This is a genomic window from Pirellulales bacterium (genome assembly GCA_035546535.1).
Taxonomy (GTDB): Bacteria; Planctomycetota; Planctomycetia; order Pirellulales; family JACPPG01; genus JACPPG01.
Map to the genome: position 1 here is coordinate 18,613 of DASZWQ010000208.1, position 26,329 is coordinate 44,941.

At 62.5% G+C, this 26,329-nt stretch carries 22 protein-coding genes; 12 read left to right on the plus strand and 10 right to left on the minus strand.

The window, feature by feature from the left end:
* The first annotated feature begins 384 nt into the window (after positions 1-384).
* The 3 genes from VHD36_24585 (at position 385) to ligA (ending at position 3,214) form a co-directional block, all read left to right on the plus strand.
* The gene (locus tag VHD36_24585) at positions 385-714 is read left to right on the plus strand and encodes a hypothetical protein (protein HVU90522.1); all 330 of its coding nucleotides are present in this window, start codon (positions 385-387) and stop codon (positions 712-714) included.
* A gap of 36 nt (positions 715-750) precedes the next feature.
* The gene (locus tag VHD36_24590) at positions 751-1,134 is read left to right on the plus strand and encodes a cupin domain-containing protein (protein ID HVU90523.1); all 384 of its coding nucleotides are present in this window, start codon (positions 751-753) and stop codon (positions 1,132-1,134) included.
* A 67-nt stretch (positions 1,135-1,201) separates the two neighbouring features.
* Positions 1,202-3,214, plus strand: a complete 2,013-nt coding sequence (gene ligA, locus VHD36_24595) for an NAD-dependent DNA ligase LigA (protein HVU90524.1) — start codon at positions 1,202-1,204, stop codon at positions 3,212-3,214.
* A gap of 13 nt (positions 3,215-3,227) precedes the next feature.
* Here ligA and VHD36_24600 read toward each other — a convergent pair whose 3' ends face one another.
* The 3 genes from VHD36_24600 to VHD36_24610 form a co-directional block, all read right to left on the minus strand.
* Positions 3,228-4,523, minus strand: a complete 1,296-nt coding sequence (locus tag VHD36_24600; protein HVU90525.1) for a TCR/Tet family MFS transporter — start codon at positions 4,521-4,523, stop codon at positions 3,228-3,230.
* 182 nt (positions 4,524-4,705) lie between these two features.
* On the minus strand, positions 4,706-5,245 hold the full coding sequence (locus VHD36_24605) for a peroxiredoxin (GenBank protein ID HVU90526.1): 540 nt from the start codon (positions 5,243-5,245) through the stop codon (positions 4,706-4,708).
* 169 nt (positions 5,246-5,414) lie between these two features.
* On the minus strand, positions 5,415-6,764 hold the full coding sequence (locus VHD36_24610) for a twin-arginine translocation signal domain-containing protein (protein HVU90527.1): 1,350 nt from the start codon (positions 6,762-6,764) through the stop codon (positions 5,415-5,417).
* A gap of 199 nt (positions 6,765-6,963) precedes the next feature.
* Here VHD36_24610 and VHD36_24615 point away from each other — a divergent pair, with 199 nt between their 5' ends.
* On the plus strand, positions 6,964-7,461 hold the full coding sequence (locus VHD36_24615; GenBank protein HVU90528.1) for a GNAT family N-acetyltransferase: 498 nt from the start codon (positions 6,964-6,966) through the stop codon (positions 7,459-7,461).
* Positions 7,462-7,545: 84 nt separating this feature from the next.
* Here the strand turns inward: VHD36_24615 and VHD36_24620 are convergent, their stop codons facing one another.
* Together VHD36_24620 and VHD36_24625 are read right to left on the minus strand one after the other, a co-directional pair.
* Positions 7,546-8,901 (minus strand): sigma-54 dependent transcriptional regulator, encoded by a 1,356-nt coding sequence (locus VHD36_24620; protein ID HVU90529.1) that lies wholly within the window; start codon positions 8,899-8,901, stop codon positions 7,546-7,548.
* A 4-nt stretch (positions 8,902-8,905) separates the two neighbouring features.
* On the minus strand, positions 8,906-10,453 hold the full coding sequence (locus tag VHD36_24625; protein ID HVU90530.1) for a HAMP domain-containing sensor histidine kinase: 1,548 nt from the start codon (positions 10,451-10,453) through the stop codon (positions 8,906-8,908).
* A 321-nt stretch (positions 10,454-10,774) separates the two neighbouring features.
* Between VHD36_24625 and VHD36_24630 the strand changes: the two genes are divergently transcribed.
* A complete protein-coding gene (locus VHD36_24630) occupies positions 10,775-12,094 on the plus strand; it encodes a tyrosine-protein phosphatase (protein HVU90531.1) in 1,320 nt (439 codons plus the stop codon).
* A 6-nt stretch (positions 12,095-12,100) separates the two neighbouring features.
* Here VHD36_24630 and VHD36_24635 read toward each other — a convergent pair whose 3' ends face one another.
* Entirely contained in the window at positions 12,101-13,291 is a 1,191-nt protein-coding gene (locus VHD36_24635) for an aminotransferase class I/II-fold pyridoxal phosphate-dependent enzyme (protein ID HVU90532.1), read from the minus strand.
* Positions 13,292-13,686: 395 nt separating this feature from the next.
* Here VHD36_24635 and VHD36_24640 point away from each other — a divergent pair, with 395 nt between their 5' ends.
* From VHD36_24640 to VHD36_24655, 4 genes are all read left to right on the plus strand, one after another.
* Complete coding sequence (locus VHD36_24640) at positions 13,687-14,940, plus strand: hypothetical protein (protein HVU90533.1); 1,254 nt, start codon at positions 13,687-13,689, stop codon at positions 14,938-14,940.
* A gap of 117 nt (positions 14,941-15,057) precedes the next feature.
* Positions 15,058-16,059, plus strand: coding sequence for an HD domain-containing protein (locus VHD36_24645; protein HVU90534.1), 1,002 nt, complete (start codon positions 15,058-15,060; stop codon positions 16,057-16,059).
* A gap of 339 nt (positions 16,060-16,398) precedes the next feature.
* Positions 16,399-16,713 carry a hypothetical protein gene (locus VHD36_24650; protein HVU90535.1) on the plus strand — a complete coding sequence of 105 codons (315 nt, stop codon included), beginning with the start codon at positions 16,399-16,401 and terminating at the stop codon, positions 16,711-16,713.
* Positions 16,714-17,015: 302 nt separating this feature from the next.
* Positions 17,016-18,803 (plus strand): acyl-CoA dehydrogenase family protein, encoded by a 1,788-nt coding sequence (locus VHD36_24655; GenBank protein ID HVU90536.1) that lies wholly within the window; start codon positions 17,016-17,018, stop codon positions 18,801-18,803.
* A gap of 94 nt (positions 18,804-18,897) precedes the next feature.
* Here the strand turns inward: VHD36_24655 and VHD36_24660 are convergent, their stop codons facing one another.
* Positions 18,898-19,899, minus strand: coding sequence for a hypothetical protein (locus VHD36_24660; protein ID HVU90537.1), 1,002 nt, complete (start codon positions 19,897-19,899; stop codon positions 18,898-18,900).
* The gene (locus VHD36_24665) at positions 19,896-20,381 is read right to left on the minus strand and encodes a hypothetical protein (protein HVU90538.1); all 486 of its coding nucleotides are present in this window, start codon (positions 20,379-20,381) and stop codon (positions 19,896-19,898) included. Before VHD36_24665 ends, VHD36_24660 begins: the two co-directional genes overlap by 4 nt.
* 266 nt (positions 20,382-20,647) lie before the next feature.
* Here VHD36_24665 and VHD36_24670 point away from each other — a divergent pair, with 266 nt between their 5' ends.
* Complete coding sequence (locus VHD36_24670; protein ID HVU90539.1) at positions 20,648-21,490, plus strand: SDR family oxidoreductase; 843 nt, start codon at positions 20,648-20,650, stop codon at positions 21,488-21,490.
* Positions 21,491-21,524: 34 nt separating this feature from the next.
* Here VHD36_24670 and VHD36_24675 read toward each other — a convergent pair whose 3' ends face one another.
* A complete protein-coding gene (locus VHD36_24675; protein HVU90540.1) occupies positions 21,525-23,405 on the minus strand; it encodes a c-type cytochrome domain-containing protein in 1,881 nt (626 codons plus the stop codon).
* A gap of 176 nt (positions 23,406-23,581) precedes the next feature.
* Complete coding sequence (locus VHD36_24680) at positions 23,582-24,292, minus strand: hypothetical protein (GenBank protein ID HVU90541.1); 711 nt, start codon at positions 24,290-24,292, stop codon at positions 23,582-23,584.
* 566 nt (positions 24,293-24,858) lie between these two features.
* On the opposite strand from VHD36_24680, the gene VHD36_24685 reads away from it, so the two are divergent.
* Positions 24,859-25,092 (plus strand): glutaredoxin family protein, encoded by a 234-nt coding sequence (locus VHD36_24685; GenBank protein ID HVU90542.1) that lies wholly within the window; start codon positions 24,859-24,861, stop codon positions 25,090-25,092.
* A 106-nt stretch (positions 25,093-25,198) separates the two neighbouring features.
* Positions 25,199-26,314: a glycine oxidase ThiO gene (gene thiO / locus VHD36_24690; GenBank protein HVU90543.1), complete on the plus strand. Its 1,116-nt coding sequence runs from the start codon at positions 25,199-25,201 to the stop codon at positions 26,312-26,314.
* The last annotated feature ends 15 nt before the right edge of the window (positions 26,315-26,329 follow it).

Sequence of the window (26,329 nt, forward strand, 5' to 3'; positions counted from 1 at the left end):
AAATCAATTGACTACAGTGCCAGTATGTCGTGCCCAGAGCGCTGCTCTAGTCACGGCATCGCCTCGAGGTTCGACGGCTGTTAGATCTTCCTTGTGGGAGGGTCGAGCGGCGCTGGGAGTCGTTACCTCGAGGTTTTTTTTCGCGCTCGCGCGATGCGGTCACGGGCATCTGGCGCAACAGCCTCGGCCGTGGTCTCATTCATCGCGTCCCTTCCCCGTCGTCTCGAAACCGTGGATGCTCGGCCGTCTAATTCCGCTCACCGTGCCGGCTGGCGAAGGTTCTGCCCGCGCTGTGCCGGCCACGGTATAATTCCTTAGCAAAATTCGCCGGCCGGGCGGCCGGTATTTCCATCTGCCGGGGTTTTTTTTCGAGCCGGTCGTACCGTGTTACAGAACCGCCAGCGCACCAATCCCTTCTACGCCGCTTTGATCGTGGTAGGCATTGCCTTTACGATCACGGCCGCGGCGTACTTCGTAATGACGCTGCGCGGCAACAAGCGCTGGTCCGCCGTGCGCGAGGCACAGAGCGCCCCGGCCGAGGAGCGCCACTTTCTGCTCGTGTTTCTCGAGCAGCACGGCGTCACGTTGATGGCTGGCGAGCTCGGCCTGTTGGCCCTGGCCACTTGGGGCGCGATCGGCACCGATCACTGGTGGAAGGGGAGTCATTCCTCAATATCGAATCCTTCGACGCCACGCCGCGACGAGCATTCCTGAATTAACAGCACTCTCTCCCAAGCCCGGGGGCCACGCATGAAAGTACATCATCACCAAGACGTTCCCAGCGCGCCGGTCGACATGCCCGGCTCGTCGGGCTGCCAGGTTCGTTGGCTGATTGGCGAGCGCGAGGGGGCGCCGAACTTTGCCATGCGGCAGTTCGAGGTCGAACCTGGTGGCCATACGCCCAAGCACAGCCACCCTTACGAGCATGAAGTGTTCATCCTCGAAGGAAGCGGCACCATCCTGGAAGGGAACATCGAGCATCGTTTCCAGGCCGGGGATGTAATCTTCGTCGCCCCCGATGACGTGCATCAGTTTCGCAATACCGGCCCGACGCCACTCAAGTTCCTCTGCCTGGTACCGAACTCGTCGAAAAACGCGCCGATTCATCAGGCCCCCGAGTGCGGCGAACGCTGATCGGGACTTTCTGTAGCTTCCAACTCTTCCCAGCGATTCTTTCCGAACCGCGCGAGCACACCGCGATATGTCGAAGGATGTAAAGGCCGAGATCGAACGAGTGCGCGAAGAGATCCGCTATCACGACCGAAAGTATTACGTCGAGGCCGAGCCTGAAATCTCGGACACCGACTACGACCGCCTCATGGAGCGGTTGCGCACGCTCGAACGCGAGCATCCCGCGCTCGTCACGCCCGACAGCCCGACACAACGCGTGGGCGAACAGCCGATCGATGAGCTGGCATCGATCGAGCATCCGCGGCCGATGCTATCGATCGACAATACTTACAGCGTCGAAGAGCTACGCCAGTTCGGGGCCCGCGTTGCTAAGCTGTTGCCCGACGAGACCATCGAATGGGTCGTTGAGCTGAAAATCGACGGCGTGGCCGTGGCCCTCATGTATGAAAACGGTCGACTGAAATACGGCGCCACGCGCGGCAACGGCGTCGTCGGCGACGATATCACGCACAATATTCGCACGGTGCTGGGAGTACCTCTCAAGCTGCACGGCAAGCACGTCCCCGAGCTTCTGGAAGTTCGCGGCGAGGTCTATATGACCAACGCCGACCTGGTGCGGCTGAATGAGCAACAGGCCGAGAAGGGAGAAAAGCTGTTCGCCAACAGTCGTAACGTCGCCGCGGGCACGGTGCGAATGCTCGATTCCCGAATCTGCGCCGAGCGGCATTTGCGGCTCTTCTGCCACGGCGTGGGCGAGGCCGAGGGCCTGCGCGCCACGACGCACATGGAATTCCTCAAGGAGATCCGCAGCTACGGCCTGCCCGCCACGCCCATGGTCGAATGCTTCGACAACATGGACGCGGCGATCGCCCATTGCGAAACGCTGATCGAGCGGTTGCACGAGCTGGAATTCGAGATCGACGGGTTGGTGCTCAAGGTCAATCGTTTCGACCAGCGCGAACGGTTGGGCCGTACTTCCAAGAGCCCACGCTGGGTGATCGCCTACAAGTTCGAAAAATACGAGGGCACCACCAAGGTCAACGATATTCGCGTGCAGGTCGGCAAGACCGGCGCCATCACGCCCGTCGCCGACTTGGAGCCGATCGAGCTGGCCGGCACCACGGTCAGCCGCGCCAGCCTGCACAATGCCGAAGAAGTCGAACGCAAGGACGTTCGCATCGGCGACGTGGTGGTGGTGGAAAAGGCGGGCAAGATCATCCCGCACATCGTCCGCGTCGAAAAACATCTGCGCGAAAAGACACTGCGAAAGTTCCACTTCCCCGAAAAGTGCCCTGAGTGCGGCACGCCGGTCGTCAAGGACGAAGGGGGCGTGTATATTCGCTGCCCCAACCCCAGTTGCCCCGCACAGCTTAAAGAGCGCCTGCGTTACTTCGCCAGCCGCAATGCCATGGACGTCGAAGGGCTGGGGGACAAGCTGGTCGATCAGTTGGTCAACGACGGGCTGGTGCGAAGCTATGGCGATCTTTATCGCCTCACGCTCGAGCAGCTCAACGACCTGGAGCGGATGGGCAAGAAGTCGTCGGAAAACCTGCTGTCCGGCATCGAGGCCAGCAAAGCGCGCGGATTGGCGCGGTTGCTCAACGCACTGGCCATTCGCCACGTCGGCGCCCGCGTCGCAGCGGTCTTGGCCGATCACTTCGGCTCCATGAAGGATCTCTTGGAGGCCGAAGAAGAGGAGCTTTCCGAGGTCAATGAAATTGGCCCCATCATCGCCAAGAGCGTGCATCAATTCCTGCACAGCCGTGCCGGCCGAGAAACGATCGACGAGCTGCGCGACCTGGGCGTCAAGATGACGTCGCCCAAAGCCAAGGCCGCCACGGCGGCGGCCACGGGCCCGCTGGCGGGTAAGACCCTGGTCGTCACCGGCACACTGGAAAACTACCAGCGCGAAGAAATCGAAGAGCTAATCACGCAACTGGGCGGCCGCGCCTCGGGGAGCGTCTCGAAAAAGACCGATTATGTCGTCGCCGGCGCGAAAGCCGGCAGCAAGCTCGACAAGGCCGAAAAACTGGGCGTCAAAGTCCTCACCGAGGCCGAATTCAACAAGCTGATCGGCCAGTAGCAATCACGCCAGGCTATTTCGCCCGCGTGACGCGCCATGCCAGCGCCGCGGCGCACAAGAGCAATAGCGCCCCCAACAGGAACGACGCCCCCGGCAGCTCGAAGCCGCGGCCTGTCTCGATGAAGGCCGCGAAGGTCGTGGTGAACACGACCGGCCCTGCCATATCGGCCATGCCTCGCAGCCCATTAAGCGCCCCTTGCAACTTTCCCTGCTCGCTCGGACCCACGCGCTGCGTCATCAAGCTCTGGGCCGACGGGCCGAAGAGTCCCCACAGCGAGATAAAAGGCAGGCCACACAGAAAGACAGGCCCGACCGTGGCCAATCCGAAAATCGCCATGCCGATCGTGCCAAACACGAGACCCGCGATCATGCCGCGCCGCTCTCCAAAGCGGCGCACAAACGGCTGCACGAGCAGCCCTTGCACGAACATCGAGCAGACGCCCGCCGTGGCCAATGTCAGTCCCACGGCCTGCTGGCTCCAACCGTAGCGATAGTCGGTGTAGAGAACGAACGTGCTCGGCAGCACCTCGTGGGCCAGAAAATAAATCTGCAACACCGCGGCCAGGCCCAACAACTCGGGATGCGAGCGAAGCAGAGCCAACGCGCCGATCGGATTGGCGCGTCGGAAGCTGAACGCCGCGCGCTTCTCGCGCGGCAAGGATTCGGGCAGGACGAAAAGCCCATAGGCGGCGCTCAACAGCGTGCAGCCGGCCGCTACCCAGAACGGCAACCGCAGATCGATCTCGCCCAATGTGCCCCCCAGGGCCGGTCCCAATACGAAGCCCAGGCCCCAGGCGGCGCTGAGCATGCCGAAGCCGCCGGCGCGCTTGTGCGCGGGCGTGACATCGGCAATATACGCCGCGGCCGTGGTGAAGCTGGCCGATGTGATGCCCGAGATGACACGCCCGACGAATAGCCAACTCAAGGTCGGCGCCAGCGCCATCAGCACGTAGTCCAGACCCAGCCCGAACGTGGAAATCAGCAACACGGGGCGCCGCCCAAATCGATCGGAGAGCGTTCCCATCACCGGCGAGAAGATGAACTGCATCATTCCCCACATCAGCCCGAACACGCCAAAGATTTCGGCCGCGCGGCGGGTGTCGCCACCGAGGAACTGCTTCACCAGCTCGGGCAGCACGGGAATGATGATCCCCAGGGCCAGCACGTCGAGCACGACGGTGACGAAGATGAACACCAAAGCCGCGCGCCGTGCACCGGGCTGAGCCTGACTTTGATCTGCCGCCTCGGCGGCCGTGGCTCCGGTCGGTGCGGTGGATTCCGAAGGTTTGGCGGCCGAAGAATCGGTCATGCGAGCGATGTGGTTGAAGGACGAGTGGCTGAGATGCGACCGACGGATAGAGAATAGGTCGGAACCTAGAACTCGTCCATGCGCGACTAGCACGCGGTAACCGACGCGCAAAAGAAAGGCCCTCTCCTGCACGGGAAGAGGGCCTGTCGTGAAAGCGCTTTATGCTCGCGGTCCGCGAGGAACTACTTCTTCGCGACCTTCAGCTCATCAAGCTTGGCGGCCACGTCTTTGCCGTGGGCAGCGGTCTTGACCTCTTTGTCCACGTACAGAATCTTGCCGTCCTTGCCGATGTAGAACGTCCAGCGCTCGGGTACCAGCCGCTGGTCATGCACTACGCCATAGGCTTTCGCTACGCTCTTGTCGGGATCGCTGAGGATCGGGAAGTCGAGCGTGTGCATTTCGGAGAATTCCTTGTTGAATTCCGGTGTATCGCAGCTTGCCGTGAAATAGGCCACGTCGTAGGCGCGTAAATCTTTGCCGAATTCGCGGAACGACTTGCACTCCAGCGTGCAGCCCGGCGTCTTCGCCTTCGGGAACCAGGCCAGCACCACGGCTTGCTTACCTTTGAAATCGCTCAACTTGTAGGTCTTGCCGTCGGTCCCCTGCATGGTGAAATCAGGGGCCTCGTCTCCGGCCTTCGGTTCGGCATGGGCCATGCTCGTGAGTGCTCCGGCGATGAATAGCGATAACAAGGCGGCGTTTTTTCTGACGGCAATTTTCATAGTTGGTGGGCTCCTTTACTGCGACGAAGAACTGGCAGAGGGCTGTAAACTCGGGGCTATTAGTGACAATACGCACCCGGCGGTGCGGTGGATTTAACCGCCGCCTCGTGAGCGCGTCAGCCTAACACGTGCGCGATCGTCGGTCCAACCTACCAATAGCGTCGGAAACTCACTTTCCCTTCTCTGCGAGCCCGATTCCCTTCGGCTCGGGAATGTCTTCGGTGATGATCTTCCACGTCGCGCCGTATTCGCGCATGGCACGGTAGTCCAATGGTTTGTAAGCCACGGCCAATGGCGGCGTCTCGATCACCTTATTGCCCTGCTGCCGCGAGTCCATGGCAAAGTCCAAGATGCCACTGACCAACAGCGTGCGCTCGACCGGATACGGTGCACGGCCCGCGCGGAAGAACTCCTGAATGGCATGTGACAAAGCCTTGAATAGATTCCGGTTCTGCCACGGGCCGACGTAGAATGCCGTGGCCCGCGGCTGCGATTCGCCTTTCAGCCGGCAGGCAAAATTCCAGCGCGTGCCGCTGCTGCCAACGGCAAGGGCCGTGGCGCCAAAGCCATCGCGGTAGGTCACGCGAATGCCGTGGATGGGCACCGCATCGCCGCTGGGCGTCTTGCCGCGCGACGACAAACAGCGCGTCAGGTCGTGATCCGCCCCCAACTCGGCGGCCATGGCGGCGGTGGCCAGTGGAATCGACCACAGGCCCTCGTCGGCCTCTTTCCACAACGCATCGCCTTCGAGGAACTGCACCCGGGCGACTCCCGTCTCGCCTCCCTGGCGCGCTTCGACAAGCGATTGCAGAACCTCGAGGGCATGAAAATCGTACGACTCGACGCCCCCGCCGTGAATCGAAATCGCGTCCTCGATCTCGGCCCCCGCGGGCAACTCCAAGGGCGGACGCCGCTCGGCCAGCGGTACCGAGCTGCCCGCCATGAAAGGCATTTTCAATTCTCGCGCCGTGTCATACATCTCCTTGGCCCAATCCCAGCGATATGACAAATGCTTGTCGTTGAAGACTGGCACCGGTCGACCGTCGCTGCGCACGACCGCGGCGATCTCGTCGAAGAACCGCTTCCGCGGGTATTCCATCTGTCCCTTGGCGTTGACCGGATACTTGCCGTGTTCGCCGATCGACAGCACGGCGTCGACGGCCAGCTTGTCACCACCTGAGCGCAGGGCCTCGGCGATCGTAGGAAAGATGGGAATGTGATAATCGCGCGAGACGCCACGCCCCATTTCTCCTTCGGGGAACTGGTCGATGTACATACCCACGACATCGAATCCGGGGTCGATTTGCTGGCCGTTGAAAAGGTATGGCTTCAGGAAATTCTCGAGAATGACGTGCGCGTGGCTGCGGTACGTAAACTCGGTAATCACGGCGGCCACCTTGGGACGGGTGCGCTCGGCCGCGGCACGCAAAACGCCAGGAAAAGCCGAAGCGGCAACTGCGGCGGCACCCAGCCCGGCCGTCTGTTTCAAGAAATCGCGACGATCGTAACACGTGGACATCGGCGCCTCCTCGGGGGGCGGAGCGGTAGGAAGGATTTCAGGCAGGACAGGCATCATAACCTGCCATTACCCGCACCGCACGCACCGCCGGCAGGGATTATGCCCGGGCGAAGGGCATGCGAATCAGGCGAGTGCCCTTTACACTAGGATACTAGGCGAGGCGTTCTGTCGTTGGCGCATCCCAGGGGACACGCGTCATATGGCTACGATTCGAAAAGCAACATCCGAAGATCGCGCGGCCCTGGAGCTTTGTTTCATCGAGCTGCAGACCTTCGAGCGGACGATCGAGCCCAATCGCGTCGAGCCAGAGATTGTGGCGGCTGACTACATTGAAGAGCTGCTCGCCGACTGTGTCTATCACAACGGCGCGGTGCTGATCGCGGAGGAAGACGGCCGCTTCGCGGGCTTTGCCTGCGTTCTGTCGCAAGTACACTCCAGCAGCGTGATCGAGAAATACCGCGATCATGCGTACGTCACGGATCTGTACGTGCGCAAGAGCGATCGTGGACGAGGCATCGGCGAACAATTGATGCGCGCTGCCGAGGACTATGCCTTTGCCAATGGCGCGGAAAGAATTCGAGTCGGCGTTCTCGCGGCCAACAACGCGGCGCACGGTCTTTACCGAAAGCTCGGATTTCGGGATTACGAAGTCGTCTTGGAAAAGACGATTCCAGCGAAAGACCAGCCCAAAGCGTAAACATCGTCGATCATCAGCTTATTCGCCTGCGGCGAAAAAGCATGGCACGAAGCGGGTCGAGATGACGTTGCTACGACAGCGCCGCTACGCCGACTCTTCCAAGTTGCTTGCGTGGTTCAACTTATTGTAGAGCGTCTTCAGGCTGATCCCCAATTCCTTCGCCGCCTTGGGCTTTTGCCCCTGATGGCGTTCCAAGGTCTGTTGAATCGCCTGCATTTCGATCTCTTGCAGCGTTTGTGGGACGACCGTCTTGAAATGCGGTCCTTGCAGGCGGCGATGACCAAAATTCATTGGCAAGTGCGCCGAAGAGACAGGGCCATCGTCGCACAGAATCGCCGCGTGCTCGATTACATTAGCCAGTTCGCGGACATTGCCGGGCCACACGTGGCCTTCCAATGCGCGGATCGCATCGGGCGTGAATGCTTCGTCACCGGGGCGCAGATGCGGGCGGAAGCGCTGCAACAAGTGCATCGCTAGCGCCGGAATGTCGCCGGTGCGCTGGCGCAATGCCGGTAATAGCACCTCGAAAGTGTTGATGCGGTACATCAAATCTTCGCGGAAATTTCCTTCGCTGACCATTTCTTCGAGGTCGCGATGCGTCGCGCACACGACACGCACGTCCACGATGTGCGACTCGTTGTCCCCCACGCGGCGAATCTCGCCACTTTCCAGCACCCGCAGCAGTTTGGCCTGCATGGCCTTTGGCAACTCGCCGATCTCGTCCAGGAAGATCGTGCCGCCGTTGGCCACCTCGAACAGGCCCACGCGATGCTCGTCGGCGCCGGTGAACGATCCCTTGCGATGCCCAAACAACTCGCTTTCGATCAAATTTTCGGGCAGCGCGCCGCAATTGACGACCACGAACGGCATCTCGGCGCGCAGGCTTTGATCGTGTACGGCCCGCGCGACCAGCTCCTTGCCGGTGCCAGTTTCGCCGCGCACGAGCACCGTCGAGTTCGACGGCGCTACCTTGGCGATCAGATCGCGAATCTTGTCCATCTGCGGCGAGTTGCCGACCAGGTGCGAGCCGCCTTCGAGGCGTTCTAACTGTCGCTTGAGCGCCTTGTACTTGTTGGTCAGCTCACGCTTCTCAGCCACGCGGGCGAGCAGCCCTTCCAGCTCGACCAGCTTGCAAGGCTTGGTCAAGTAATCGAAGGCGCCCTGGCGAAGAGCCGACACGGCCGTCTCCAGCGATGACTTGCCGGTAAGAACCACGGCCTCGGTCTCGGGCGACAGCTTCTTGGCCCGCTTGATCACCTCGATGCCGTTCATGCCCGGCATATCGAGATCGACCAGGATGCAGTCATACGTATTGCGTTCGAGCGCTGCGGCGGCGGTGAGACCGTCGGGGCAGACCGTGACCTCGTGCCCCATGCGCGGCAGCTCGAGGCTCATCAAGCCCTGCAACGACTTCTCGTCGTCGGCAAAAAGCAGCTTCAATCGTTTATGCGGCTTGGTAGCGATCTTCGATCTCCTTCTGACTATGGGCCAGCGGGAAGCGTACGCGGAACGTCGAGCCGCGTCCCGGCCCATCACTATGAACTTCGATCGCCCCTTCGTGGTCCGCGATGATGCGGTACACAATCGACAGCCCTAGCCCTGTGCCCTGACCGTTACGGCGACGCGTGAAAAACGGCTCGAAGATCTGCTCGAGCACGTCGGGCGTCATGCCGCAGCCATTATCGGTGACGAGAATCTCGGCCTGGTCGTCGACTTCGCGCAGCTCGACCCGGACGTTGCCGCCGGGGTCGAGGCTGTCGAGTCCGTTGGTCAGCAGATTCAGCACCACCTGCTTGATCTCTTGCGCATTGACCGAAGCCCAAATCGGACCGCCGGGCGCCAGGTCGAGATGCTTTTCCTGGTACTTGCCTAGGTGACCGACCATTTCGATCACTCCCTGCACCAGCTCGCGCAGGTCGGTTGTCTGCCGTTTGACCTCGCCGATGCGGGCGAAATCCAGCAGCCGCTCGGTGATGTCCTTGCAGCGGAAAGCTTCATCCTGGATCATCCGCAGATAGTTCTTGACGATCGTGAATTGCTCGTCGTCGGTGGGCACGACGTCGGCCATGCGCCCTTCGAGCGATTCGGCGCAGAGCGCGATCGAAGCCAGTGGATTGTTGATCTCGTGCGCCACGCCGGCCGCCAGGAAGCCGACGCTCGCCAGTTGCTCGCTGCGCACCACTTGCTTGGTGCGCTCCTGAACCTGCCGGTCCAGATCATCGCGAATGGCCTGAAAACGCGAGGTCATTTCGTTCATCGCGCCGGCCAGCTCCGACATTTCATCATGGGCGTCGAGGTGAATGCGGTGCGTGAACTCGCCCGAGGCCACTTTGCGCGAGCCTTGAATCAACACGCGCAAGGGGAGGAAAATCCACTGGTAGAAGAGCTTCACGAACAGGGCCAGCATCACGGCGGCGCTAACGCTCGTCACCCATGTGAGAATAATGAGCGCCCGGTATTCGTCCCGAGCGTCATCGGTCACCAGGCCGAAAGCGTCCTGAAAGTCCAAGAGCAGCTTGCCGGAGAGCTGTTGCAAATCGCGGAGGTCTTCGTTGAGCCGATCGCGCGCCCGACCGTCGACGATCCATTCCCCCGTGGATTGGGCCATCTGAATGCGCGACAGGACTTGTTCGATCTCGCGCGAGGTCGCTTTTTGCGGCCCTTCGTTGCCGAACTGGTGACGGTAGCTGCCGAAAATATCGGCCAGCTTTGCCAGCCGGACTTTGAAATCCTCGCCGACCGCCCGGGCCGCGATGCCGCGCGCCCCGGATTCAATGTTCGAGGCGCTTAAGGCGCCGCGCAAATCGCCCACCCCCTTGCTGAACTCGTTCAACAACGGAAGCTCTGTCTCGACGCGGCCGTGTAGATTGCGCACCAAGGCCCGATAGGCGTACAGCCCCTGCAGCCCGCCCCAGGAGAGCGTGCCGACGATCACCAGCAGGAGCGCCAAGCCCACCAGGAGCTTGTCGCGTATCGGCCACTTCGATAGCAAGCGCGACCTCCATGTCGCCCGACAGATGCACCCGACCGCGCTGCCGCAGGGGCAGAACCGGTAAGAAATGAATTCGGCTCTCGCGCGGGCTGCGGAGTGTACCAGCGATTCGCGAATCGAAGCAAGATAAGCGGCGCCGCAATCTTTAGGACTTGCATGGCGGGTGATTCGGTCGAACGCGCGGCGATGCTAGCAATCCCTTTTCGGCTCGGCCCCGACGTCGCGTTGACCCACCCTACACGCTTGTGCTATCGTCCGCGCCGCGCAAAGCCCGTTTCGCGCTCACTGCCGTTTGTCGCCGCCGCGGCGCATTTGTTTTTCATGGCCGCACACGCTCCCTTGCCTGTGGCTCACTCACGGCGCCGCATTGCCCTGGCGGCGATGGGCGTCGTGATGGCGCTCGTGGCGGGGCTGGGCTATCACTTTCTGTGGCGCCAGCACGTCAAACGGTTCCAGGTGGTTCGGCCGGGCGTGCTGTACCGCGTCGCACAACCCAGCGAGCTAGGCATCCGTTATCTCGCCGAACGGCACCACGTGAAAACCGTGCTCAACCTGCGCCTGGAGGACGACCACCTGCGCCGCGGAGTGCTGGCCGTGGGCGCGCCGACGGGCGACGTCGAATCTCGATTCGTCACCGAACTCGGCGTCCGCAGCCTGCAGTGGGCCATGGGACGCGAGGCCTGTTGGCCGTGGGTCAGCCCCTGGCAATTCGAAGAGTTCTTTCGATTGTTCGACGAACCGGACAATTTCCCCATCGCGATTCATTGTGTGAGCGGCCGCCATCGCACCGGCACGATCGCGGCGCTATTTCGGTTGGAATACGACCACTGGCCGATCGAGCGCGTGCTCGCCGAGATGTACTCGTTCAGCTTCGGGCCGCCGATTCCACTGCAAGAAATCAACCTGCGGACGTACGTGCCACGGCCACAGCCGACACCGGACGAGTGGCAGGTGATTCGGCCGTGCTGGGCGTCCTGTTGTGAGGGGAAGGCGCCGGCTGACTATCCAGGACTCGTACGTTACTTGCGCACCAGCGCCGATCAAGATGAGGTCGGGCGCGTGCTGACCGAACAACTCACACAGGGGGCACTCTTCGCCCTGCCACTGGCCGTGCGGTTGATTGACGCCGCGGATCATCCGGCAACGGAGGCTGCCATCGACGCAGCGAGGTTGTGCCTCCAGAGCTTGACCGGAGCCGAAACGACCGAAACCTCCCAAGGTAGCGGGCGGGACATTGCCGCTGCCGCGTCGATCGTGGCGGACTTCGGCCCCCGCGACGATCAACAGCTACTGCTCGGCTTGCTGCGCGACAACAAGGAAATCTCGCCGGACGCGTTCCGAGCGGTCGTGGCAGGGATCTCGAATCGCTACACGGGTAACCGGATTCCCTTCCTGGCCGCACTTCTTGATAGCACGGACCTCACGCCGAATACGGGCACTGTGCCGGTCCGCCATTGCGATATGGCCGTGGCGCATCTATCGGCCATTGTGGACGAGCGGCTGATCAACGTCGGCTCAACGCCGACCTTGGCCGACTGGGACGCAGCGCGCGAGCGTGCCAAATCATGGCTCAGCACGCATCCGGCCCTGGCCCAGGCGCGCCGCGTGGAACCACCGCCACAACCAACGCGGCTGCGCTAGACTCGGCTACACCGTCTCAAGCGCTTGCGCCAGGTCGGCTAGCAGGTCCTCGGTGTTTTCCACACCGCATGACAGGCGAATCATGTTGTCGGGGATGCCGAACTTCTGGCGCTCTTCAGGCGACAGGCTGTAATAACTCATCACGAGCGGTTGCTCGATCAGCGATTCCACGCCACCCAGGCTTGGCCCGATGCGCGGCAGGCGTACGGCATCGACGACCCGAGCCGTGGCACGCCAGTCGGCTCCCTTCACGAGGAACGTCACCAACCCGCCAAATCCGCGCATGGTTTTCTTTGCGACGGCGTGATGAGGATGATCAGGCAGACCGGGATAATACACCTTTTCAATCTTCGGGTGACGGGCCAGGAATTCGGCCACGGCCTGGCCGTTTTGATTGTGCCGCTGGATGCGCAGTTCGAACGTCTTCAGCCCGCGCTCGAGCAGATAGATATTGTGCGGCGAATTGATGGCCCCCATGATGCCGCGCAGGTTGCGCACCGGGTCGAGCTTTTCGGCGGTCGAGACGATTACTCCCGCCAATAGATCGTTGTGACCGGCCAGATACTTGGTGGCCGAATGCAACACGTAGTCGACGCCCGCGGCCAGCGGCCGGATGTTGTACGGCGTGCCGAGCGTGGCATCGATCAAGGTTTCCACGCCGCGCCGACGACCGATGTCGACAAAGCGGTCCAGATCGACCACGCTCAAGTGAGGGTTCGTGGGCGACTCGCTAATGAGCAGCTTCGTCTTCGGCGTGACGGCGGCATCCATCGCTTCGTAGTCGCACGCCTTGACCTGCCGAGTAACCACGCCGAAGCGCGCCAGGTGCTTGGTGCAGAACTCGCGGCTGCGGTGATAACACTCATCGAAGAAAACGACTTCGTCGCCGGAGCTCAACTTCGCCATCAGCAAGCCCACGATGGCCGACATGCCCGTCGAAAACAATAGCGCGGATCCCCCTCCTTCGAGTGCCGCCAGCTTGCGCTCGACGACTTTCTCGCTGGGGTTGCCGTAGCGCCCGTACTCCTCGCGCGGCTGCTTCTCCTCCAGAAAATCGATCACTGCCTGCGTCGAGGCGAAGGTATAGGTCGAGGCGCAGAAAATGGGATCGGTAATCGAATCGCCGAATTTCTGGCGATCCTCGCCCCCGTGGACGGCGATTGTCGAGAGGCCCGGGGCCTGCACTTGCTTGGACATTGGACGTTCTCCCACCAGACTGAAAACTGTCGGCGCAAGGCACCGACGCCGTGGGATTTCGTCGACCAACAAAAAAACCGCGTTCCCGCCCAGGGGCGGTCGCGGCATTCGCAGGTCAAGCTGGATCGCCGCCGCCTGCTTTATCAGGCGACCCGCTGGCGATGGCTCTTTAGCAGTTCGTGGCTGCAAGCGGCCGCAAATCCCGTGCAGATGATCTTAATGGCTCGTCATCGGCGGAGCAAGCTGAGAGCCGAATCACGCGTTGCGGATTACCCCCATTCTCGGCCGTGTGGCCCACCGGCGCTGGACCGGTTTTGCTGAAAACGTGATGCCGTCTGGCCCGCCAGTTGCTAAAATGAAAGTCGTTGGCGATTTTCTTTTCGGAGACCCTGCGCGTGACCCGAGGCCGGTTTCTCTTCGCGTGTGCCCTAGGTGCTCTGATCGGGGCGACATGGCCCCAGCCATCGGCCCTGGCCCTGGGACCTAGCGAACTCGCGCCCCCGGCACGGCAGGATTCGCGCGATCCGCAGCGCCTTGCAAACCTGGTACAAGACCTCGGGGCGTCATCGTTTCGGGTGCGCGAGCGTGCGACCCGCTCGCTGATCGAGGTGGGCGTGCCCGCGAAAGCGGTATTATTGAAGGCGCTCGAGTCACCCGATGCCGAAGTTCGTTATCGGGCCCGCTTGGTCCTGTCGGACGTGCTGGAGCTCGACTTTAAGCAGCGTCTGGACGATTTCATCGACGACGTGGGCGGCACGCGCGACCATGACCTGCCTGGCTGGCGGCGTTTCCGCGAGTTCGTGGGCGACAGTCCCGTTGCGCGGCGCCTGTTTATCGAGCTCGAACGCAATGAATCGGCGTTGCTGGAAGCCGCGGAGCTCGGCGTGCAACAAGCCACGACGGCCTTCGAAGCACGCTGCCAACAGATTCAGGAAGGCATGCGGGTTCCCGGCCGGCAAGCCGAGCGGCAGGTCCCGGTCGGCACGGTGGCGGCGCTCTTATTCATCGGCGCCGACAACAACGTGGCCGTCAACATGCAGTCGGCCATGTGCGTGACGAACTTTTGTTACCAGCAACCGTTTCGACAAGCCATCGCCGGTGGCGACTACGCGCCGCTTTTGAAGAAGCTGGTCGGCGGTTGGGTGCGCCGCGATTTCGCCAGCGACCCCACGGCCGCTTACCAGTCGATGATGCTGGCGCTGACCTTCAACGTGCGCGACGGCGTCGAGCCAGCGCTCGCCATGCTGAAAGACGGCGGCGGCAACCCTCATATGCGGCAATACGCCTTGCTGGTCGTGGGTAAGTTCGGCGGCCCCATCGAAATCGATCGGTTGGAGCCATTGCTCGAGGATTATGCCGTATGCGCGCAGCAGCAGATCGCGGTGCAAACCGGCGGCGCAAAGAACGGCCCGCCAAATCCGAATAACGTCAAGAACGAGGTCATCGAAACGCAGATCCGCGACGTCGCTCTGGCGGTAATGATCCACCTCAGCGGGCAAAAGCCGGCCGACTTCGGCTTCGAACGCGCTCAGCCCAACGGCACGATTCTCTTCAACACGGCGACCCTCGGTTTCGCGAAGCCCGACGACCGCGAAGCGGCGCTTACCAAATGGCGCACCTGGCGCGCGGAGCACCCGACGGCAAAATAACCGTCCCTTTCTTGACGCGCGCTCTTATGCGGCCTAGCGTGAGCTCGTTTGAGCAATAAATAAGCCCGCTTCATCCGCGGCTTTCACGAGCGGAATGGCCACGAGGGAGCTCTCGCAATGTCGACTCGTCCTGCCACGATCGTTGCGCTTGCCGATATGGTGCATGGCCAGGAGGCCGACTTGTTCGTGCTGCTCAAGAACAAGGATGAATTGAAAACGCGCGACGGCAAGACTTACTTCAAAGTCACGTTTCGCGACGCCCGGCGCGAAGTCAGCTTTCCCATCTGGTCCGACTCGCCGTGGGCCGAGGATTGTCGAAAGCAGTGGACGCCCGGCGCCTATTACAAACTGCGCGCGACCTATCGCGATACGACCTACGGCCCGCAGCTCGACATCCGCAAGATTCGTGAAGTCGTGGCAGCCGACGCCGCCGAGGGCTTCGATCCCGGGCTGTTTGTTGCGCAGTCGCGATTCGATCCGGTGGCTATGTTCGCTGAACTGCGGGCGATCGCCAGTGAAATCAAGAACTCCGGGCTCGCCGGGCTGGTGCTGGCCCTGCTCGACGAGAATCGCGAGCCATTGCTCTCGCTGCCAGCCGCCACGCGCAACCACCATGCCTACTACGCCGGATACCTGGAGCACGTGCTCAGCGTGACGCGGACGGCCGTGTATCTCGCCGATAAGTACGTCGAATATTACCCCGACATGCGGCCGCCGCTGGATCGCGACCTGGTGATCGCCGGAGCGGTCCTGCACGACATCGGCAAACTGCGCGAAATCGAGTGGCGGCCCGAGGGCGCCGAGTACACGGCGGCCGGACGGCTGGTAGGTCATATATTACAGGGCCGCGATATCGTGCGCGAGGCGACGGTCCGGCACCCACTCGAAGGTGACCTGCTGCTAAGGCTGGAACACATCATCGTCGCGCATCAGCGACTGCCCGAATGGGGCTCGCCCAAGCCTCCCATGACTCCCGAGGCGCTCCTGGTTCACTATGCCGACGATATCGACGCGAAGATGAACATGATGTACGTCACACTGCGCGACGACACGACTCCTGGCCCGCTTACGTCGAAAAAGAACCAGCTTTTTCAACACATCTATCGCGGGCTTTCCTAGCGCCACTTTGTCGTGTCAGGCAACGTGTCATCGCAGTGTTATTGCGAACTATCGCGCATCGGTGCGCGAGATTTCACACACAAGATGTGACGTCCGTTGGTCGCAGGCGAGAGCGCTTTAGGGATGTAGCAGAGCCACTTTTCGGCGCTCCTGGGCGTGGCGATGTTACAACGCAATTTGGTCCTGTTACAGCGCGGTTGCGCTCCGATTTCTTCCAAGTGGCTGGTTGTAACTCACCACCCCCCCTAGGGGTTGTCGCAAACGCCCACCTTGTTACTCTGCGTTAGGGGAGGAGGGTTTTTGTTCTTAGGGCTACGGTTTCGAAAGGGTGTTTTCCGCATGGCAAAGAAGGTATCAGGACGTGGTAAGCGAGGGTCCGTAAATAAGGCGCAAGCTATTCGTGATGAGTTTTCATCCCAGGGAATGGAGACGCGCCCGAAGGACATCATCGCGTCGTTGAAGTCGAAGGGGATCGACGTTTCATCGGCACAGGTCAGCAACATCAAAGCCACCTTTGGCAGGCCTCGGAGAGGTCACGGTGCCAATGGTGCATTGAGTGTCGAGTTGTTGATGGAAGCCAAGAAGTTGGCCGACCGCCTCGGCGGCATCGACGTGACGCGCCGCGCTATCGAAGCTCTTTCGAAGCTGAGCTAGCCGATCAACCGATTCGCGACGATCACGAATCATTCCACGGGCCGGCGTGCGCACGCCGGCCTGTTTTTTTGTGCGTCGAACTGCGGGCCGCGCTTCCTGCATCATCGAAAACATGCGCCGTGTCTCTCGAGCCGGTGTCTGCTCGGCCGGAAATCGAGAGGCGAGGCCCCCGAGGGGCGCAGATCCTCGGCCACAGCCTTGGCAACTCTCCTCATCCCGCGCCTCCTGCCAAACAAGTGCGATGTTGCTTATAATGCCGCACTTGCATCGCACCGATCGATCCTTCGGGAGGGGAGAATTCCATGAGCGTCGCCAATCGCGAGAAACAGGTGGCCGAGGCGGAAGAGTTGCTCGGAGATGGCGGACCGCGACTCGGTTTTGCCAAAGGTTTGTTTTTCGGCCAATACCTCGCCGATCGATTGCTACCGTATCCGGACCTGGCCGCCGACCTGGCGACGCGTTCGCTGGCCTCCGACTTGCGCAAGTTTTGCAAAGAGCAGATCGATGCCGCTCAAATCGACCGCGATGCCGAAATCCCCGAGCACGTCGTGCGCGGCCTTGGTCAACTCGGCGTGCTAGGCGCGTGCTTGCCCAAGAGTTGTGGCGGCCTGGACTTCAGCCAGACCGCTTATTGCCAATTGATGGAAGTTCTCGGTGGACATTGCGGCGGCACGGCGCTGTTCGTCAATGCTCATCACTCGATCGGACCGCGTGCCTTGGTTCTCTTCGGCACTCCCGAGCAACAGCAGAAATACTTGCCCAAGTCGGCCAGCGGCGAATGGCTCAGCGCCTTTGCGCTCACCGAGCCCGACGCCGGCAGCGACGCCGCCAACGTGCAGACGCGGGCCACGCCCACGCCTGACGGCAAGGGCTACGTGCTCAACGGCAACAAGCGCTGGATCACCAACGGCGGCATTGCCAACGTGCTGACCGTCATGGCCCGCACGCCAGTCCCCCACAGCGACGACACGAAGATCACGGCCTTTATCGTCACGCCCGACATGCCGGGCTTCGAGGTCGTGGAAAAGCGGATGGCCAAGTGCGGCGTGCGCGGGTCGGCCACGGCGCGCCTCGCCTTCCACGATATGTTCGTGCCCAAAGAGAACATCCTCGGTCAGACGGGCAAGGGACTGAAGATCGCGCTCACGGTACTCGACTTCGGCCGTACCACCTTCGGCGCCAGTTGCACGGGAGCCGCGAAATTCTGTGTCGAGCGCGCTACGCAGCACGCCAACCAACGCGTGCAATTCGGCGAAACGCTCGGCTCGTTCGAGCTGGTAAAGGACAAGATCGCCTACATGGCCGCTGGCGCCTTCGCCATGGAGTCGTGTACCTACCAGACCGCGGCGCTGATCGACGCCGGCGAAGACGACTACATGCTCGAGACCGCCATGCTCAAGGTCTTCGCCACCGACGTCCTGTGGCGGATCATCAACGACACGATCCAGATCTTCGGCGGCAAGGCGTATTTTGCCGACGAGCCTTACGAGCGCATGATGCGCGACGGGCGCATCAATATGATCGGCGAAGGCGCCAACGATGTGCTCCGCGTCTTCTCGGCGCTTGTCGGCATGCGCGACGTCGGCCTGGAGCTGAAAGGCGTGCTCAACGCCTTGATGAACCCCTTCGGCAATATCACCAAGATCGGCGGCTTTGCCAGCCGGCGCATCGGCTCGATGCTCAGTTCGCCCGAGGTCGCCGTCCGCAGCACCGAGTTGCAAGACGATGCCGCGCGGGTCGGCCGGCTCGTCGGCGCGCTGGGCACGAACGTCGAACGGTTGCTCCGAAAGTACCAGGAAGGTGTCATGGACCGGCAATATCAGCTCGGCCGCGTTGCCGACGTCGCCACCGAATTGTACGTCTCGGGCTGTGTGCTCAACCGGCTCGACGCACTCCTCCGCGATCATCATGTCGACGAGGGCGCGCGACAGCGGGGTCTGAAGCTCGGTCGCTATTACCTGCAAACCGCCGCGCGGCGCATGCACCGCAACCTGGCGGACCTGTGGGATAACGACGACGAGGCCACCACCCGCATCGCGAACATGATGCTCGGCAATTCAGCGCCCGCGGCAGCCGGCGGTGGCCACTAAGACCAAAGCGGGTTCTCCACCCGACTGGGTGCCACTGGTGCGTCCCCCAGTGGGCCGGTCGCGCGATTTTGAAACGGCGTCCAACAGCAACGTGCTAACGCGTCCAGTTCAGCCATCCGCCCCTACCGCGCGACGTCTGCGGCGTTTCGGTGGGCTCTGGGTACGCCGGCGGGGGTGGCGGCGCCGGCTGCGCCGGCGCGAGATGTAAGTTCGGATCCGCCAGGTTCACCGGCGGCGTGCTGGCGCCGAGATTCGGCATGGCCCACATCTGCTGCGGGTCGCCCGATAGTTGGTTCACCTGGACGTTGTTCAGGTCGATCGTCATTTCAAATTTCGTCGGCGGCCAGACGATTCTCACGGTCTTCGGCAGCACCACGTTGGCCAGCGGGTCGCGCCGATGCCCGCTCATCAAGGCCGAGGCCAATAGCTGGCCCGACGGATCGTACAGATGCTGTTCCAGGACCCAGCCGCGCGAGTCATCGATGATCATCACCCGCCGGAGGTCGCCTTCGGCGTGCGGCAGCCGCGTCTCGATGCGCAGCCGCCCGCCGCCCACGGGCACGGGGCCCGTATGGTCGCCCGCCGGATCGAGCGTGGCGACGCCGAGCGCGTCGATCAGCCATTCGGGCTCGACCGGCAGGATCTGCCGCGCGGCACTATTCGAGAACTGTTCGTGCCGGCAGAAATAGATAGCGGGCTCCGGCGCGCGGCGCACCCAGAACCAGAACAGCTCATCGTTGCTGCCTAAATCGACCTCGGGGCCCGTCAACAGCGTGTCGGCCCGCAGGCGAAAGCGATGCGGTCGCTCGAGCGCGATGTTCGCTCGAGCTTTCGGCGCGCCTGGCGAATGAATCTCGGCGTCGGTCGTATAGAGCGAATGGATCCTGCCGCTATTGTTATTGACCACCGCCGTTACATCGGCCAACGTCGGCGTCGCCGACAACACGCGCGGCATCACCGGTGAATACGACGTAATGAAGCCCGGGCAACTCGCGCCGCTACTGGCGACTAACAGCAGCACCACGGCCAGCCATAGCGCATAGCGCCCCGTGGGACCACGAAGCCGGCCAGCAGTTTGATTCGCGATGGGCTTCATTCCGATCCGGCGTATAACAAACGTGACAGTTCGTCCTGAATTTCTTGGGCCCGCGCCGCCTCGGGCATCACGGCGGCAACGCGGTAGGTCGCATCCTCACGCGGCGAAAAAAGTACGAGCGTCTCTCGACCGCGTTCATCTGTTTCTTGTTTTTCCAGCCGGAGCACGCGCCGCCGCACGAGCAGTAGCGCCATCACGAGCCGCATGTCGGCCTTCTCTTCGATCCCCTCGAGCCCCGTGAACAATTCCAAAAGCACGTCGTTGGGGGCCAGTCGCGGTCGTTTGGCGTCCGGCGTCGGCACGCGCGATTTCCACCATCCCAAAGAGCGCTCAGGCGGCCCCGTCCAAGCATCGATGGCAAAGTCGAGCCGGCGCACTTCGGCCCCTTCGGCCACCAAGGCCGTAAAAAACTCCTCGCCCGGCGCCAGCTCGCGGCCGCTCGCGGCGCAGTGGCGCGTAAACCGTTGTACGTCGTAATCCATACCCCTCGTTGTAGCCGGCGCCGCACTCACTGCACGACGTCTCATCCCGCGCAAGCGCGCACGGGCACCGCCTGGACGAAAAATTGAACGGCGAAGAGTACTCGAAACGCCCGAGGGGCTCAAGATTGCCAGCAGGCCGCGATTCCCCAAGTTGGCAGCACGCTAGCATCAACCGGACCTGCGGCGCTTTGCCAGGAAGAGACAGCCGCCATCCGTCGAAAACCCGGGCGATTGCCATACCTTCCCGCAATTGATACACCTTGGCGATGCCCCCTCTCGCGAGACAGGCCTTTCTCATAACGGGTTGTGCCAGCGGCATCGGCCGGCATTTGGCCGAGCGTGCGGTGACGGCTGGACATCAGTTGCTAGCGACCGACCTCGATGCCGCGGCACTTGCACGCGAGGCCCAGCGACTCGGCTGGCGGGCACCGCAGGTCGACCACTGCCCCCTGGACGTGCGGGATGCAAACGCCTGGCCGGCGGTCATCGACCGCGCCGTGCAAACGTTCGGGCGGCTCGACGTCGTGATGAACGTGGCGGGTGTGATCCAGCCCGGCTACGTTCACGAGATTTCGCCGGAGACAGTGCTCCTGCACATCGATGTGAACGCGCGTGGCGTGATGCTCGGCACGCAAGCGGCTGCCCGACAAATGGTTCGCCAAGGGCATGGCCACATCATCAATATCTCCTCGATGGCCGGCATCGCGCCGATCCCGGGCATCGCCTCTTACTCGGCATCGAAATTTGCGGTGCGCGGATTTTCGTTGGCCGTGGCTCACGAACTGCGATCTCACGGCGTGAGCGTGACGTGCGTCTGCCCCGATGCGGTGGAAACGCCAATGCTCGATCTGCAAATGACACACGAGGCCGCTGCGCTGACCTTCAGCGCTAAACGATTTCTGAGGGTCGAGGACGTGGGCCGCGCGATCTTCGAACGCGCACTACCGCGGCGGCCACTCGAAATTACGCTGCCCCGCTCGCGCGGCTGGCTGGCCAAGCTCACGTCGCTGTGGCCGGCTTCGGCACGCTGGCTGCTACCGTCGCTGACGCGCGACAGTCTCAAGCGACAGGCGCGATATCGCGCTCAGAAAGAATCGCAGCGCGAATAGGGCCTGCAATGGACACTATTCCTGGCAGTCGCTTCTATCCGCGTCGCTGCTTGCCGCGCAGCCACAATTCGACGAGTGTCCGAGCATTATTGCGGTAAACGTCCGTGACCGCCTGTTCGAAATTGCGCCCGTCGACCAGATGGGCCACGAGAGATTGAAAGGCCGGCAGCTTCTGTAGCAGAGTACGGGCAAAACCGTAGCTACGCGCGGCAAGCTCAGCGTCGAACACCGTGGCCGCGACGAAACTATCGGGGCTGTCGGTGGCCGGCAGGTTTTGCAGTTCCGCGTCCCAGCGTTTCACGAGCGGGCTTCTTGGTTCCACACGGGCGGCGATGGCGCGGGCCGCACCAGCCGCGAACCACGGCGGCATATCGGCAAAGTTGAGCAGGAAACCGCCGGCAATTTGCTCGGCCACGAGTGCCGGAAGAATGTCGTCATTGTCGACACTGGCCGTTAGACAAGCGTACAGATCGGATCCTTTCACGCTGGCATGGCCGGCTGCGTTGCGCGGAGCCTCGCGCCCTTCGACCATGCGTATGAATTCGCTGTAATCGAATTGCCGCTTCAAGACGAAAACGACCAGGCTCCCCTTCACCAGTGGCACTGCCGGGTCGAGCTTCAACAGTTTGACGATCTTGGCACGCTCGGCCTCGGCCAACTGCGAGATTTCGGCCAGCCGGGCCGGCGAGACGTTGCCCATGAGAATGAAGTTGGCGGTCTGCACCATCTCGGACGCCTCGTCCGGAGCGGCCAGGGCCCACAGCTTTTGTGCCTGTACGACACGCTTTGCGGTTAGTTCGTCATGCGTCATCCGGCCGGCCAGCGATTCCTCGACCGCGACGCGCAACGACGCCGTGGCGTCCGAGCCGTCGAACTTCGCTCCCTCCTTGAGCCACGTCTCGAACCGCGCGATCACCTCGTCCGGCAGGGGCGGCTTTTCGAGCGGCATCCGGTCGCCGTCGATGCCGCGTAACCGATTCAAGAGCAGGCTTTCCGTAGGTTTGTCGGCCTCGATCGCCTTGCCCGACGCTCCGCCCGCAAGCAACCCGGCAAACGTTTCCAGGCGCAGTTGCCCTGCCGGGTTGTCGCCGCCATGGCAGCGTGCGCACTGTTCGAGGAGCACTGGCGCCAGGTCGCGCGAGAATTGCACGGTTTCTTTCCCGGTGGCTTTGACGAGTCCTTCCATTTCGCCAGCGGATTTCTGTCCTAAGGGGGCCGTGCGATCATCACCATCAAAAAATGCACCGGCATCGATCCAGCGCGATAGAGTAGCCAATTCTTCAGGCGTGAGTTTGTTATCTCCCTTGGGCATCTGGCCCGTGGCGACAAGATCGATCATGCGGCTCTCGGCGGCGCTACCGGGGCGGATCACAGGACCGTTGCGGGTTCCCTTTTCGAGCGCAGCAAAGGTAGCCATGCTCAGCCCTCCGCGCGCGCCGCGCACGTGGCAGTTGCCGCACTTGGCCATCAGAATCGGGGCCACGTCCGAGGTGAAGCTGGGACCTGTGGGCGCTGCCCGGCGCGCCTTCGCCGGTTTCTTGGTTTTGGCCGTCGGCGTGACCGCAGGCTTTGCGCTGCTCTTCTTCGCCGATGCAGCCTTCGATTCCACCGGCGCCGCCAGCCGCGCGATCGCTCGTTCGGCGGCCGCGAGACGATCGCCGAGGGCGTCGAGCTTCGCACGCATCGCGGGCGAGACGTCCCCGGCGGTTGCCGCCTGGAATGTCGTCTTCGCTTCGCCCAGGGCCGCCGCGGCCTCGGCGGCATTCTTGTCGCGAAAGGCCTTGCCGGCCTTGGTCAACGAATCATTGATCGACGCGATGGCGTCATCAGTCGCATCGGCCGCCGTGGCTCGCTGAGCGACCAAGCCGGACAGTGCAAGCAGGCAAATCGCGAGAGTGGTAGATGCCGTGCGCATGGGCAAGGCTCGGCCCTCGTTACTCGTGTTCCGTTCTGTCGCCGTGGCAACCGGCAGCGCCGGGCCGGCCGACAGCCCCGCCGACCATTATAAAAGCGGCTCGCCGCGGCCGTCCAACGAATTGCGACCCTTCGCGTCACGGAAACGGGCGTCACCGGCCAGGTCGCGGCGGTCGATCAATGCTGGCCGTGGTGGCGGCGGCGGACCGTTCTCTTCAACAGGCGGCTGCGCTCACCGTTGGTCGGCTGATAGCCATGGCGCACGGCAAACCACTCGGCGAAGCGTTCGCGATCGATCGCGCGGGAATTGCGATCGTCCACCAGGTGCCCGAGCTCGTGAATCAGGATGTTATTGAGATAGAAGTCCTTGATCGCCTGCTCGGTCCAGACCAGCTTCCAGCCCCCCTCGGGGTTGCGTATCCAGCGGCCACCGTACATGTTGGCCTCGTTCCGCTGATTCGGCTTCGGCGGCTGATCGTAATACTCGACCAGCCCCTTTTCGATCGGGTAGAGGTACAACGTCGTTCCCCACTGCATGCCGTAGCAGGGGAAGCTCTGTTTCTTTCGGGTGATGCGGCTGAATTGGACGACTTCGAGCGGGTTCAGGAAGGCCGAAGGCAGCTTGGCCAGCCGATCACGCACTTCCTGAGGGGTCACCACGTGTCGATAGCCCGGCCCCGGCTCCTGGATGACAAAGCGATAGCCCGACCCGTCTTCGCGCGGCTCGTACCAGTTCTCCGGAGGCGCAAACGGGAGCTTCTCGTTGCGCTGCCCAAGGCGGGCGCGCTTGCTGAGCGGTACCCCTTGGCGAGCGGGGCGCGCCAGGGGGGCCGTACTCCGTTCGTGGGGGACCGGACCCCGTTTGTACGATTGTCGTTGGGAACGCATCGCGGACCACACCGAGATAAGCAACGAGGGATGAGTGACAACAAGCGGTTCGCCACCAATCCCTGGCTGGCCTGCGAGGTGATCCGCAAGCCGGTCGGTCCGTCATCAAAACTGGACGCTAAAGCCCCTGCCTGACGTCCCCAGTGGGGATGCCTGGCAAGGGCCTACAATCTCATCCTAGCGGGCCGGCGGATCAGAAAGCAAGCGACGCGCGCAAGTGGCTTATACACAGAGACTTGCGGCCATTTTTTTGACACCCTTGACATTCCAAAATGAGCCCCGTAGCGCCCCTTTTTTACTGTCGATCGGGACCTCGAAAGGAGCGTCGCTGATGGGGTTCGCAGCCGCAAGATTTTCGTGCCTGCGCGAGGCGTCATTCGGCGCGAAAAGCCGGCTGCTGCGCAGTGCCGCGGGACGGGCACCATTTCTGATCGCGCGGATGATTGACTCGGTGGCTTGTTAGAATGCTTGGGCGTTGGTTGCGCGAGTGCAAAGCCAACTGCTCTTCCACCTCTATGGCCGAGAGCGAAACAGCAGCCGCGTCCGGCCCGCTGAGAGCAGACCCCTTGAACGTCACCCTCTACACCCGTTCTGGCTGCCACCTGTGCGACGACGCCCTGGCGCTATTGCGACGGCACGGACTTTCGCCACGCGAGGTCGATATCGACCAAGATCCCCTACTCCGAGAGCGCTACGACACGTGCGTGCCGGTGGTCGAAATCGATGGTCGGGAGCGATTTCGAGGGCGCGTCGACGAGCTTTTGCTAAGGCGGCTCATCAAGGCCGGTCCTGGCCGATAAGCGACACAGCGTCGCGATCGACGCCTCTCGACGCTCCCTGGTCACGGTCTAGAATGGCCGTTTCTGGCCAGCGACTTGCGCCGGCAGCGAGAGGGAGCAGCGGCAGATGGAAGATTGTCTGATCATTGGTGGCGGGGTCATCGGCCTTTCGCTGGCCTACGAACTGGCCGGCGCGGGCGCTTCGGTGCACGTCATCGAGCGCGGCTCGATCGGCCGAGAGGCCTCCTGGGCCGGTGCCGGCATCCTGCCGCCGGGCAATATTGCCGACCCAAAAACCGCCGACGAACGGCTGATTCGACTGTGCCACGACCTGCACCCGCGATGGTCTGAGAAGCTGCGTGACGAGACCGGCATCGATAACGAGTATCGACGGACCGGCGGCCTCTATCTCGCCCGAACGGCTGGCGAAGCAATCGAGCTTCGCGAGCAGGCCGCCGCCTGGTGCAGGCAAGGCATTTGGGCCGACTTGCCGTCGGCGGCGGAACTGCGCGATATCGAGCCTGCCTTGGCGGTCGAGGGCCCGAACCTTCCATCAATCGCAGCTTTGTTCGCTCCCGACGAGGCGCAATTGCGCAATCCGCGTCATTTACGTGCATTAAAGGCGGCCTGCACGGCCCGCGGCGTTCGACTGAGCGAAGGAATGGCGGCCGAGGAGTTCGAAACGTCTGGGAATCGCATCACGGCCGTGCGGACGACGACGAGCCGCTACTCGGCCGACATGGTCTGCATCACCGGCGGGTCGTGGAGTCGCGCATTGCTGGGCCGGCTGGGAATCACCGTCGCGCTGAAGCCCATTCGTGGCCAGATTGCTCTGCTGGAAGCACCAGCAGGTTTGCTGCGACGCGTGATCAACGAAGGCAAGCGATACCTCGTGCCTCGCGCCGACGGCCGCGTGCTGGTCGGCTCGACCGAAGAGGATGTCGGCTTCGAGAAGCAAACAACCCCGGAGGCCATCGCCGCGCTCGTTCGGTTTGCCGCGGAGCTTGTGCCGGCGCTATCGGCCGCGAAGATGGAGACGTCCTGGGCGGGGCTCCGGCCCACGACGCCGGATGGGCGACCGTATCTCGGCCGCGTGCCGGGATGGGAGAACGCTTTTGTGGCGGCCGGGCACTTCCGCGCCGGCTTGCAGCTCTCGCCAGGCACGGCCGTCGTCATGCGACAAACCATCCTCGGCCAGCCGGTCGATATCGACCTGGTGCCGTTCCGCGTCGATCGATCGTAACCGAAACAGCAGAAT